This is a genomic window from Modestobacter sp. KNN46-3, assembly GCF_011039295.1.
Genome location: NZ_JAAKGN010000037.1, coordinates 1 through 12325, shown reverse-complemented (window position 1 = coordinate 12325; position 12325 = coordinate 1). Strand labels below are relative to the sequence as shown.

The window sequence follows — 12325 nt, the reverse complement described above, 5'->3', positions numbered from 1 at the left end:
GGACCGGTCGAGTCGACCGCGGGTCGGTGCGGGGGCGGCGTGCCGAGTGGCGGCCGTCCTCGATGCCCATCTTCCACGCTTGCGCCGACGCGGCAACCCGCACCTCCGGGCCGTCCGGTCAGCTCGCGGCCGGCCGTACGCCTAGGTCGCCGGGGAGCGGGTAGGGAGGCCGTGGACACGGCTGCCAGGACGGCGGCTCCGCATCGGGCAGGACGGGGATCAGCACGCATGGACGGGGCAGCCGGGTCCGGCAGACACCGGGCGTTGATCGGCGCGTCGGACAGCGAGTTGGTCGACGGCACCGTCGCGTTCGTGTGCGCCGGGCTGGACGCCGGGGAGCCGGTGGTGGTCGTCTGCAGCGACCAGACCACCCAGCTCCTGCAGGAGGCGCTCCCCGACCGTCCGCAGGTGGTCTGGACCGGGTGGTCCGACGTGTACGGCAACGGGCCGGCAGCGGCGATCACCGCCGTCCGCCGCCTCGGGGTGCGCCACCGGGTGGCGGCCAGCCCGGTGGTCCGCGTCGTCCTCGAGCCGCTGTCCAGGTCAGACCCCGACACCTGGCGGGAGTGGCAGCGCTACGACGCCGTCCTGGACCACCAGCTCGACGAGGCGAACCGCGCCGGGGACGACCCGCTGCTGGTGCTCTGCCTGTGCGACACCCGCCGGGTGCCGGAGCCGTTGGTGGCCGCCGTGCGGGCCACCCACCCGGTGCTCCAGGTCGACGGGCACGAGCGGGTGAACCCCGACCACGTCGACCCCGAGGAGTACCTGGCCTCGCTGCCGGTCCCGCTCGAGCCGCTGGAGTCGACCGAGCCGCTTGTGCACGCCGACTCGGTGCGTGACCTGCGCGGACTGCGCCGGGACCTCGCCGCGCGCGCCGCCGAGGCCCGGTTGCCGACCGGTTCGGAGCCGGCGCTCGAGGACTTCCTGCTCGCCGTCGACGAGATGACCACCAACGCGCTGCGCCACGGCCGGCCGCCGGTCGACCTGCGGCTGTGGGCCGGCGGCGACCGGCTGGTCTGCACGGTGACCGACCACGGCGCCGGGCTGCAGGACCCGTTCATCGGCTACGGGCCGGCACACGGCGACGACCTGTCGCTGGGCGGCATGGGGCTGTGGTTGGCCCGCCAGCTGTGCGACCACGTCGACATCACGGTCGCCGGCGAAGGCGTGCAGGTCCGGCTCACCACCGTCCTGCGCTGACGTGCCCGGCGCCCCCCGCGACCGGGACGACATCGGCCGGGCCCGCAGCGCCCGACCGCGCGACGCGCTGGGCCGGCCGCTGCCGTACGGCTCGCCGGGGGAGCCGCGGGCGCCGGAGGGGCTGGTCCGCACGCCGGACCAGACGTTGGTGGAGGCCCAGGAGCTGCTGGACGAGGGTCGGCCGTTCCACGCCCACGAGGTGCTCGAGGACGCGTGGAAGACCGGACCGGACGACGAACGGGACCTGTGGCGCGGCCTGGCCCAGCTCGCGGTCGGCCTGACCCATGCCCTGCGCGGCAACCTGCCGGGTGCGGCGACCCTGCTGACCCGGGGCGCCCGGTCGCTCGGCACCGCCGGCCCGGCCGCCGCCCGGCACGGGGTGGACCTCACCGGGCTGGTCGCCTGGGGCACCCGGCTCGGGGCGGACGCCGCGGCCGGGGTGCCGCCGGACCCGGCCCCGCCGCGGCTGGCTCTTCCACCGACGAGTGACGGGGAGCACACTCGGTCCCGATGAGGAGCTACGAGGCGGCCACCCGCATCGACGCCGGGGCCGAACAGGTGTGGTCGGTGCTCGTCGACGTCGGCGGCTGGCGAGACTGGCACTCCGGGATCGACCGGGTGGAGGGGGTCGTCCGGCTGGGCGCGCCGCTCCTCCTGGTGGCCACCGGCACCCGGCGCCGGCCGTTGCGGGTCACGGTCACCGAGATCCGGCCGGCGGAGTCGATGCGCTGGCACAGCGGCTTGCCGCTGGACCTGTTCGTCGCCGAGCGCACCTTCCGGCTCGACCCGCAGGCCGACGGGAGCACGGAGTTCACCGTGCGCGAGCAGTACCGCGGCCCGCTGGCGCCGCTGATGATGCGCACGGTGCCCGACTTGAACCCGGCCTTCCGCCAGTTCGCGGTCGGGCTCAAGGCCCGGGCCGAGCAGCGGGCGGCGGAGTTCTCCGCCTGACCCCGAATGGCGTGCTTGGCAGGTTGCCATTCCGCATGGCGGGAAAGGCGGCCCGCTAGGTGGAAATGTCGTGGTCGAGATGCCACGATGGGAAAGTGACGTCTCTCACTCCTGGCTCGGCGCCCGCGCCCGTCGTCCACCGCGGTCCGGTGACGTCGGCGTCCTACTCGATCACCGTGCGGCTCGCCGCCGACGGTGATCCGGCCAGCGTCGGCCGGATCGCCACCGCGGTGGGCAGCGCCGGTGGTGCGGTCACCGCGATCGACGTCGTGGAGTCCCGGCCCGACGGCCTCACCGTGGACGTCACCTGCTCGGCCGCCGACGCCGAGCACTCCGAGGAGGTCGTCGCCGCACTCGACGCCGTCGACAACGTGCACGTGCGCAAGGTCAGCGACCGCACGTTCCTGCTCCACCTGGGCGGCAAGCTGGAGGTCGCCTCCAAGGTGCCGCTGAAGACCCGCGACGACCTGTCGATGGCCTACACCCCCGGCGTCGCCCGGGTCTGCCTGGCGCTGGCCGAGCACCCGGAGGACGTCCGCCGGCTCACCATCAAGGGCAACACCGTCGCGGTGGTGACCGACGGCTCGGCGGTGCTGGGGCTGGGCGACATCGGGCCGGGCGCCTCGATGCCGGTGATGGAGGGCAAGGCCGCGCTGTTCAAGCGGTTCGGCGACATCGACGCCTGGCCGATCGCGCTGGACACCCAGGACGTCGACGAGATCGTGCGCACCGTCGAGCTGATCGCCCCCGGCTTCGGCGGGATCAACCTGGAGGACATCTCCGCGCCACGCTGCTTCGAGATCGAGGCCCGGCTGCGGGAGAAGCTGGACATCCCGGTCTTCCACGACGACCAGCACGGGACGGCGATCTGCGTGCTCGCCGCGCTGCGCAACGCGCTGCGGGTGGTGGAGAAGCAGCTCGAGGAGGTCGCGGTCGTCGTCGCCGGCGGCGGTGCGGCCGGGACGGCGATCGTCACCCTGCTGCTGGAGGCCGGGGCCAGGAACGTGCTGGTGTGGGACCGGGAGGGCGTCCTCTCCCCCGACGACGAGCGGCTCTCCCCGGCCAAGCTGGACCTGGCCCGGCGCACGAACCCCGGTTGCCGGCGGGGTGAGCTGGCCGACGCCCTGGTCGGCGCGGACGTGTTCATCGGGGTCAGCGCGGCCAACGTCATCCAGGCCGAGGTGCTGGCCGGGATGGCCGACCAGGCGGTGGTCTTCCCGATGGCCAACCCCACGCCGGACGTCGACCCGGTGCGGGCCCGGCAGTACGCCGCCGTCGTCGCCTCCGGCCGTTCGGACCTGCCCAACCAGATCAACAACGTGCTGGCGTTCCCCGGGGTCTTCCGGGGGCTGCTCGACGCCCGGGCCAAGGAGATCCGCCCCGGCATGCTGCTGGCCGCCGCCGACGCGCTGGCCGCGGTGGTGGGCGACGACCAGCTCAACGCCAACTACATCATCCCCAGCGTCTTCGACCCAGCCGTCGCGCAGGCGGTCGCGGCCGCGGTGGAGGAGTCGGCCCGCGCCGAGCCCGGGGCCACCGCCGACGTGCCCGGCGACGCAGACTGACGCCGGTGGGCACCTCCTTCGACGCACTGACCGAGGACGCGCTGCGGTCGGCCGGCAGCCTCAAGTGGACGCGGTACGGCGACGCACTGGGCGGATGGGTCGCCGAGATGGACTTCGGGACGGCGCCGGTGGTGATCCGCGCGCTGCACGACGCGGTCGACGCCGGGGCGCTGGGCTACCTGCCCACCCCGATCGCCACCGCGATGGCGCAGGCGTGCGCCGGCTGGCAGCGCCGCCGGTACGGCTGGGAGCTGCCGGCCGAGTGGATCACCCCGCTGGCCGACGTCGTCGCCGGGCTGCAGGCCGCGATCGAGCACTTCACCCCGCCGGGTGCCCCGGTGGTGCTGCCCACCCCGGCGTACATGCCGTTCCTGAAGGTGCCGCGGCTGATGGGCCGCGAGCTCGTCGAGGTGCCGATGGTCGTCCACGACGGTCGGTCCACCCACGACCTGGCGGCGCTGGACCGGGCGCTGACCCCTGGGGCCCTGCTGGTGCACGTCAACCCGCACAACCCGGTGGGCCGGGTGTTCACCGCGGACGAGCAGCTCGCCCTGGCCGAGGTGGTGGACCGGAACGGCGCCCGGGTGTTCGCCGACGAGATCCACGCACCGCTGGTGTACCCGGGCGCGGTGCACCGGCCCTACGCCTCGCTGTCGCCGGTCACCGCCGCGCACACGGTGACCGCGACGTCGGCGTCCAAGGCGTTCAACGTGCCCGGGCTCAAGGCCGCGCAGCTGCTGCTGTCCAACCCCGCCGACGCCGCGCACTGGGCCGAGGTCGGCGAGCTGGCCGGTCACGGCGCATCGACCCCCGGGGTGCTGGCCAGCACGGCGGCGTACGAGCAGGGGGAGGAGTGGCTGGACGACGTCCTGGCCTACCTGGACGGCAACCGCCGGCTGCTGGCCGAGCTGCTCGCCGAGCACCTGCCGCGGGTGCGGTACACCCCGCCGGAGGGCACCTACCTGGCCTGGCTGGACGGCCGGGAGCTGGGCATCGAGGAGCCGCTGGGGGAGTTCTTCCTGCGCGAGGCCGGGGTGGCGCTGGTCGACGGCCCGGAGTGCGGCGCCCCCGGCGCCGGGCACGTGCGGCTGAACCTGGCCACCCCCCGCCCGCTGCTCCGCACCATCGTCGAACGCATGGCCGCCGCCGCCCCCCGCTGAGACCACCAAAATGGCCATTTTGGTGGTCAGGGGGTGACGGGGGACGACGGGGACGGCGTCCGGCGTGGATCATGGGCGGGTGCCCGAGTTGCCCGAGGTGGAGGCGCTGGCGGCGTTCCTGCGGGAGAACGCGGTCGGCCGGATCGTCACGCGCGTCGACCTGGCCGCCGTCCAGGCGATCAAGACCTTCGACCCGTCGCTGTCCTCGCTGGCCGGGCTGGAGCTCACCGGCGCCACCCGGCACGGCAAGTTCCTCGACCTGGACGTCTCCGGGCTGCACCTGGTCGTCCACCTGGCCCGGGCGGGCTGGCTGCACTGGCGGCAGAACCTCCCCACCGCACCGCCCAAGCCGGGGAAGGGCCCGCTGGCGCTGCGGATGCACCTGGAGCCGCGCGAGGGTGAGCTGCCCGAGGGGTTCGACCTGACCGAGCAGGGCACCCGCAAGGGGCTGGCGGTCTACGTGGTCCGCTCGCCGACCGAGGTGCCGGGCATCGCCCGACTGGGCCCGGACGCACTGGAGCTGGACGCCGAGACCCTCGGGGCGCTGCTGGCCGGCCGGCACACCCAGCTCAAGGGCACCCTCACCGACCAGACCGTGCTCTCCGGCATCGGGAACGCCTACTCCGACGAGATCCTGCACGCCGCCCGGCTCTCCCCGTTCAAGATGGCCGACAAGGTCACCGACGACGAGCTGCTCCGGCTGCACGCCGCGATGCGGGAGACGCTGACCGACGCCCTGGACCGTCAGCTGGGGCAGCGGGCGGCGACGCTCAAGGGGGAGAAGCGGGCCGGTCTGCAGGTGCACGCCCGCACCGGGCTGCCCTGCCCGGTCTGCGGGGACACCGTGCGCGAGGTGTCCTTCGCCGACACCTCGCTGCAGTACTGCCCGACCTGCCAGACCGGCGGCAAGCCGCTGGCCGACCGGCGGATGTCCAAGCTGCTGCGCTGACGAAGGGCCCCGTTGCCCCCGCCACTCGCAGGCTCGCGGCAGGACCCTGCAACGGGGCCATACTGACGGTGTGCTGGTGACCTTCGACCTGTTCAGCGCGCTGATCGACTCCCGGACGGGCGGCTCGGCGACGTTCGACTCCCTCGCGCAGGGGCACGGCTGGGACGTCGCCGGCACCGAGCTCTACGACGACTGGGACGCCCGGAACAAGGCCTCGCAGAAGGACCTCACCGACTGGGTGCCCTTCGCCGAGCACTGCCGCCGCGCGCTCACGGACACCTACGCGGCCCGGGGCCTGGACGCCGACGCCACCGCGGACACCCTCGCGCTGCTGGCGTCGCTGCCGGACTGGCCGCTGTGGCCCGACGTCGGCCGGGCGCTGCCGCTGGTCGCCGAGCAGCACCGGGTCGGGGTGCTGTCCAACGTGGACGACGACCTGTTCGCCCGCACCCGGGCGGCCGGCCTGGTGCACCCGGACGCCGTCCTGACCAGCGAGCGGCTGCACGCCTACAAGCCGAGCCCGGAGATCTACCGGCGGGCGGCGGACGCCGGCGCCGCGGTGCACGTCCCCGCGTCGGCGCGGGACACCCGGGGAGCGCTCGAGGCCGGCCTCACCGTCGTCCGGGTGCACCGGTCCGGGCACCGGGTCGACCCGGACGGGCCGCAGCCGCAGCACGAGGTCACCGATCTCCTCGAGCTCCCCCGGGTGCTCGCCGCCCTCGCCGGGTAGCCCTCACCGAGGACGTGGCCGACCCGGTGGCCGCGCGCGGACGAGGAGGAACCGGATGCGGGACACCCCCCGGGTCGTCGCGGTGGTCGTCGCGGCGGTCGCCCAGGTCGTCGGCAGCCCGCTGGGTGCGGCGCTCGCCGGCCGCAGCGTCGGCGACGTCAGCGACGGCGACCGCTCCCTGGTCACCCCGACCGGCTGGGCCTTCAGCATCTGGGGGGTCATCTTCGCCGGGTCGCTGGCCTGGGCGGTGTACCAGGCGCTGCCGTCGCAGCGCGGGCGCGAGGTGCACCGGCGGACCGGCTGGCCGCTGGCCATCGCGTTCGCCGGGAACGCCGTCTGGGAGGTGGTCTACCCGCAGGGCGGCGTGTGGCAGTACGTCGCGCAGGTGCTGATCTTCGGCATCACCGCCGCGGCCGCCGTCGCCTACGTCCGGCTGCAGACGGTGCCGGCCGGCGGCCTGGCCCGAGCGCTGCCTCGGGCCACCGCCGGGCTCCTGCTGGGCTGGCTCACCGTCGCCTCGGTGGCGAACGTGGGCAGCACCGGGGTCGCGCTCGGCATCTCCCCGGACACCCTGGCCGCCCAGGCCTGGGCGGTTGCCGCGCTGGTCACGGTCGCCGGGGTCGCGGCCGCGGTGCTGCTCGGCTCCCACGTCGCCGCCGGCCCGTTCGCCGCGGCCGTCATCTGGGGCCTCCTGGGCATCGCTGCCGCGGAGGGCCCGCGGCAGGTCGCCGTGGCGGCGGTCTGCGCGGCCGCCGTCGTCCTGGTGGCGCTGGCCGGCCGGGCGCTGACCCGGACGGACCGGAGCGCGCTGCTGGTCGGCTGAGCGTCGCCGTCAGCCCGGGGAGCCGGCCCGCCGGGCGGTCAGCCGGCGGACGCGGGCGTTGGCGGCCGCCGCACCGCTGGGGGGCAGGTCGTCGACGGAACCGACCGCCGTCCACCAGTCCCGCAGCGGCGGCGGGGCCAGCAGGTCGACCCGCTCACCGGGCTGCGGGACGACGACCTGCACGTCCCGTACCTCGGCGGCGGCGAGCAGCCGCTGCACCGGCTCGGCCCACCGGTGGAAGGCCAGGTTGAACGTCGCCCAGTGGATCGGCACCAGCACCCGGCCACCCAGGTCACCGTGCGCGCGCACGGCCTCCTCCGGGTCCATGTGGATGGCGTGCCAGGCGTCGTTGTAGGCGCCGATCGGCTGCAGCGTCAGGTCGAAGGGCCCGAGGCGGGCGCCGATCCCGGCGAAGGCCGGGGTGTAGCCGGTGTCGCCGCCGAAGAACACCCGGTGCCGGGGGCCGGCGATGACCCAGGACGACCACAGCGTGGTGTCCCGGGCGAAGAACCGGCCGGAGAAGTGCCTGGCCTCGGTGCAGGTCAGCGTCAGCCCGGCGACGGTCGTGGCGCCGTCCCAGTCCAGCTCCACGATCCGCTCGTCGGGCACGCCCCAGCGGCGCAGGTGCGCGCCGATGCCCAGCGGGACGACGAACGGCGCCGACTGCTCGCGCACCAGGGCCCGCACCGTGGGCAGGTCGAGGTGGTCGTAGTGGTCGTGGCTGATCAGCACCGCGTCGACCGGGGGCAGGCTCTCCACCGGCGCCGGGGGCTCGTGCAGGCGGGTGGGGCCCAGCAGCGGGGACGGCGACACCCGCTCGCTCCACACCGGGTCGACGAGCACCCGCCGGCCGTCGATCTCCAGCAGGGCGCTGGAGTGCCCGAACCAGGTGACCGCCAGCTCCGTGGCCTGCTCGGGCACCTCGGGCGTGGCCAGCGGGATGGGGCCCCCGGGGAGCCCCTTGTGCCGCTCCTCGTGCCACTGCCGCAGCAGGCCGTCCCTTGCGTTGGCGGGGGGCAGCGCGGGGGTGGGCAGGTTGTTGTGGAACTTCCCGTCGGAGAACTGGGACGAGCCGGTGACGGTCGGGCGGAGCCGGCGCTGGCTGGCGCCGAGGGCGACGGGCAGGCCCCAGGCGGCGCGGGCGACCCAGCCCACCCCACCGGCGAGGGCGGTGGCAGCGGTGACGGCGGCGGCACGGCGGAGGAACGGCACGCCCCCAGCATCCCCCGTCGAGCTGTGTCCCCGCCGGGCGGGCGCCGGCGGTCGACGTCCCGGCCGGGACCGACGAGGGACCGGGGCCCACGGTCGTGGGCCCCGGTCTCAGGTCGGGGTCGGTGCGTCAGCCGGCGATCGCGGCCACCGGCGGGGTCTTCGCCGCCCGGCGGGCCGGCAGCACCGAGGCCAGCAGCCCGGCCACGGTGGCGACCAGCACGATCGCGCCGATCTGCAGCCACGGGATGCTGATCACCACCTCGCCGATCTCGCCGAGCGCCGAGGCGGCCCCGACCAGGCCGTACGCGCCACCGACCAGCACACCGAGCACCGCGGCGACCCCGGCGACGAGCACCGCCTCCCAGGCCAGCAGCGCACGCAACTGGCCGCGGGTCAGTCCCAGCGCCCGCAGCAGGCCGCTCTCCTGGCGCCGCTCGACGACCGACAGGGCGAGCGTGTTGCCGACCCCGATCAGCGCGATCAGCACCGCCACGCCCAGCAGCCCGGTGACGACCAGCAGGAGGACGTCGACCACCTGGTCGATGGCAGCCCGCTCACTGGCCAGCCCGGTGACGAACGCGGTGGGCAGCGCGGTGCCGGCCAGGTCGGTGATCTCGTCGATCACCGCGGTCTGGTCGATCCCGTCGGCCACCCGCAGCCACATCGTCGCCACCGCCGCCTCGGGCACCAGGGCCTGCAGGTCGGTGCTGGTCAGCAGCGTGCGGTCGGTCTCGCCGGCCACCACGGTCAGCGTGCGCGAGCGGTCGCCGGCGGCCAGCGTCAGCGAGTCGCCCGGCTGCACGTCCCAGAGGTCGGCCTCCCAGCCGGGGAGCACCACCTGGCCGAGCTCGGGCAGCGTCACGTCGGACGTCGAGCGCAACACCGGCAGCGCCTGCGCCGCGTCGACGCCGCTGACCCAGCTCTCCGCACCGTCCGGCCCGGTGATCATCGCCGCGGTGAGGCCGGTCGCCTCGACCACGCCGTCGACCGACTCCAGCTGGCCCTGCAGCGTGGCCGGGATCGGCTCGTCGAAGCTCTCGACGATCACGTCGGTCGGGTAGGCGGCGGCCAGACCCGCCTGTGCGGAGGCCCGGGTCGAGCTGGCGCCGACGACCATCGCCGTGGTCAGCGTGACGCCGATCAGCAGGGCAGTGGCGGTGGCCGCCGTCCGGCGGGGGTTGCGGGTGGCGTTGCCGGTGGCCAGGCGGGCCGGCAGCCCGCCGAACCGGCCGAGCAGCCGACCGGCCGCCGCGACGATCGGCGGCACCGCCCGCTGGGCGAGCAGCAGGAGCCCCAGCGAGCTGAGCACCCCGCCGGCCAGCGAGACCAGGATCTGCGCCGTCACCACGCCCACGGCCATCAGCGCGATGCCGGGGACGGCGAGCAGCAGGCCGGCGACCAGCCGGGCGACGCCCCCGCGGGAACGCAGCGGTGCCGGGTCCGTCGGGCGCAGCGCGGCCAGCGGGGCGACCCGGGTGGCGGCGCGGGCCGGGGCCAGCGCCGCGATCAGCGTGGTCACCGTGCCGACGGCGAGGCCGACGCCGACGGCGTACAGCGGCACCGACACCCCGGACAGCGGGACGGGCGAGTCCATGCCGGACACCACCGCCGAGACGGCCGCGGACAGCCCGATGCCGGCCAGCACGCCGATCACCGAGGCGACCAGCCCGGTCAGCACGGCCTCGCCGAGGACGCTGCGGCGCACCTGCCGGGAGGTCGCGCCGACGCAGCGCAGCAGCGCCAGGTCGCGGGTCCGCTGGGCCAGCAGCACCGCGAAGGTGTTGGCGATGACCAGCCCGGCGACGAGGACGGCGATGGTGGCGAACACCAGCAGGGTGGTGGTGAGCCAGGCGGCGTCACCGGTGAGCGCCGCGACGGACGCCTCGGCCTGCTCGGTGCCGGTGCGGACGGTGACGTCCTCGCCGGCCAGCGTGGTGCGCACCTCGTCGGCCAGGAGACCGGGATCGGTGCGGGCGGGGCCGGCGATGCGCAGCTCGGTCGGCTCCTCGGCGCCCCAGGCGCGGGTCTGGTCGGCGGTGGCGTAGGCCTTGCCGTAGATGCCGGCGGTGGGGTCGCCGCCCAGGTCGACCACGCCGGTCACGGTGACGTCGGTGGTGGTCCCGGTGCCCTCGGCGTCGTAGGAGGTGACCGGGAGGACGTCGCCGACCGCGGCACCGACGCGTTCGCTGACCGCGACCTCGCCCGGGCGCACCGGCAGCGAGCCGTCGGTCAGCTGCTGCCAGCGCAGCCCGGGGTCGCCGGCGACCGACTCGACCAGCAGGTACTGGGCGCCGGTGCGGCCGGGGGCGACCGCCTGGACGGAGGTCTGCCAGGTCGGGTCCACGGCCTGCACCCCGTCCAGTGCGGTGAGGGCGTCGACGTGCTCGGTCAGCCCGGTGCCGCTGCCGGAGGTGACCACCACGTCGGTGTCGACGTACTGGGCGCCGGCGGCCTCCAGGACGGTGGCCTTCGTGGTCTCGTTGAGCACCAGGGTGGCGACCACGAAGCCCACCGCGATGACGATCGCCAGGGTCGAGGCGACCAGCCGGCCGGCGTGCGCCCGGATGCTCGCCAGTGTCACTGCGCGCATGGCGTCAGGCCCCCAGTCCACGCAGCGCGTTGATGATCGAGTCGGTGGTGGGCTGGTGGACCTCGCCGGCGAGCCGGCCGTCGGCCAGCAGCACGACCCGGTCGGCGTAGGCGGCGGCGACCGGGTCGTGGGTGACCATGACGACGGTCTGGCCGGTCTCCCGCACGCTGGAGCGCAGCAGGTCCAGCACCTCGGCGCCGGCGTGGCTGTCCAGGTTGCCGGTGGGCTCGTCGGCGAAGACGACGTCCGGGCGGGGGAGCAGCGCCCGGGCCACGGCCACCCGCTGCTGCTGACCGCCGGAGAGCTCGTGCGGGCGGTGCTGGAGCCGGTCCCGCAGGCCGAGCCGGCCGATGACGGAGTCCATCCACGCCCGGTCCGGGCGCTGCCCGGCCAGCTGCATCGGCAGCAGGATGTTGTCCTGGGCGTTGAGCACCGGCAGCAGGTTGAACGACTGGAAGACGAAGCCGATCCGCTCGCGGCGCAGCGTGGTCAGCTGGTCGTCGCGCAGGCTGGTGAGCTCGGTCTCGCCGAGCCAGACCTTGCCGCTGGTCGCGGCGTCCAGGCCGGCCAGGCAGTGCATCAGCGTCGACTTGCCCGAGCCCGAGGGGCCCATGATCGCGGTGAACGCACCCCGGTCGAACGCGACGTCGACGCCGGCCAGTGCGTGCACCGCGGTCTCACCCGAGCCGTAGGTCTTGCGCAGGTCGGTGGCGTGGACGGCGGCGGACTGGGTCGCCGCGGGCTCACCCGGGACGGTCATGACGGGGACGGACACTTCGGCCTCCAGGAACGTGGTCTTCGACTGAGATCACGTTCTCCCGCCGTCGTGTCCGCCCGCGTCGCCGCAGGGGCTGGTCTCCGCGGAGCTGTGGTGCACCTGTGGGCTGACCCTGGGTCATCCCCCAGGGGCATGCCCCGCTGCTGGTCGGCGCCGAGTGATGGCTCGTCGACACCTCGCCGTGCCGGCAGGCGTCGACAGCTCCGCACTCGGCGGACCGGCCCCCTCCAGGGGCCCGCCGCGAGCCTGCGAGGGGTGGGGAGGAGGGGGTCCTTCCTCAGTGCGGGGCGTCGCGGACCGGCGGCGGGTTCGGCGTGCACGCGTCCCTGCCCTACGGTCCACCACGATGAACAACAGCCAGATC

11 protein-coding genes are annotated in these 12325 nt (G+C 75.2%); 8 read left to right on the top strand and 3 right to left on the bottom strand.

What is annotated here, in order from left to right:
- The first annotated feature begins 228 nt into the window (after nt 1-228).
- From G5C62_RS10555 to G5C62_RS10520, 8 genes are all read left to right on the top strand, one after another.
- Complete coding sequence (locus tag G5C62_RS10555) at nt 229-1203, top strand: anti-sigma factor RsbA family regulatory protein (RefSeq protein ID WP_036339626.1); 975 nt, start codon at nt 229-231, stop codon at nt 1201-1203.
- Between the two features lies 1 nt (nt 1204).
- Nucleotides 1205-1717 (top strand): DUF309 domain-containing protein, encoded by a 513-nt coding sequence (locus tag G5C62_RS10550; protein WP_164700937.1) that lies wholly within the window; start codon nt 1205-1207, stop codon nt 1715-1717.
- The gene (locus G5C62_RS10545; RefSeq protein ID WP_052091558.1) at nt 1714-2154 is read left to right on the top strand and encodes an SRPBCC domain-containing protein; all 441 of its coding nucleotides are present in this window, start codon (nt 1714-1716) and stop codon (nt 2152-2154) included. Before G5C62_RS10550 ends, G5C62_RS10545 begins: the two co-directional genes overlap by 4 nt.
- A gap of 149 nt (nt 2155-2303) precedes the next feature.
- Nucleotides 2304-3719: an NAD-dependent malic enzyme gene (locus G5C62_RS10540; protein WP_206330573.1), complete on the top strand. Its 1416-nt coding sequence runs from the start codon at nt 2304-2306 to the stop codon at nt 3717-3719.
- Between the two features lie 5 nt (nt 3720-3724).
- The gene (locus G5C62_RS10535; protein WP_241175821.1) at nt 3725-4879 is read left to right on the top strand and encodes a MalY/PatB family protein; all 1155 of its coding nucleotides are present in this window, start codon (nt 3725-3727) and stop codon (nt 4877-4879) included.
- A 79-nt stretch (nt 4880-4958) separates the two neighbouring features.
- Nucleotides 4959-5828, top strand: coding sequence for an Fpg/Nei family DNA glycosylase (locus tag G5C62_RS10530; RefSeq protein WP_164700935.1), 870 nt, complete (start codon nt 4959-4961; stop codon nt 5826-5828).
- A gap of 76 nt (nt 5829-5904) precedes the next feature.
- Entirely contained in the window at nt 5905-6558 is a 654-nt protein-coding gene (locus G5C62_RS10525; protein ID WP_241175820.1) for a haloacid dehalogenase, read from the top strand.
- Nucleotides 6559-6613: 55 nt separating this feature from the next.
- Entirely contained in the window at nt 6614-7381 is a 768-nt protein-coding gene (locus tag G5C62_RS10520; RefSeq protein ID WP_164700933.1) for a hypothetical protein, read from the top strand.
- A gap of 9 nt (nt 7382-7390) precedes the next feature.
- Here the strand turns inward: G5C62_RS10520 and G5C62_RS10515 are convergent, their stop codons facing one another.
- The 3 genes from G5C62_RS10515 to G5C62_RS10505 all read right to left on the bottom strand — a co-directional run bounded on the left by G5C62_RS10515 (nt 7391) and on the right by G5C62_RS10505 (nt 11958).
- Entirely contained in the window at nt 7391-8593 is a 1203-nt protein-coding gene (locus G5C62_RS10515; protein WP_036339641.1) for an MBL fold metallo-hydrolase, read from the bottom strand.
- Nucleotides 8594-8720: 127 nt separating this feature from the next.
- Nucleotides 8721-11183 carry an ABC transporter permease gene (locus G5C62_RS10510; protein WP_164700932.1) on the bottom strand — a complete coding sequence of 821 codons (2463 nt, stop codon included), beginning with the start codon at nt 11181-11183 and terminating at the stop codon, nt 8721-8723.
- A 4-nt stretch (nt 11184-11187) separates the two neighbouring features.
- Nucleotides 11188-11958, bottom strand: coding sequence for an ABC transporter ATP-binding protein (locus tag G5C62_RS10505; protein ID WP_231558492.1), 771 nt, complete (start codon nt 11956-11958; stop codon nt 11188-11190).
- Between the last annotated feature and the right edge of the window lie 367 nt (nt 11959-12325).

Excerpts from the sequence above, each read along its gene's own strand:
- G5C62_RS10555 (WP_036339626.1), top strand. The coding sequence starts at position 229 with ATGGACGGGGCAGCCGGGTCCGGCAGACACCGGGCGTTGATCGGCGCG.
- G5C62_RS10520 (WP_164700933.1), top strand. The coding sequence starts at position 6,614 with ATGCGGGACACCCCCCGGGTCGTCGCGGTGGTCGTCGCGGCGGTCGCC.
- G5C62_RS10510 (WP_164700932.1), bottom strand. The coding sequence starts at position 11,183 with ATGCGCGCAGTGACACTGGCGAGCATCCGGGCGCACGCCGGCCGGCTG.
- G5C62_RS10545 (WP_052091558.1), top strand. The coding sequence starts at position 1,714 with ATGAGGAGCTACGAGGCGGCCACCCGCATCGACGCCGGGGCCGAACAG.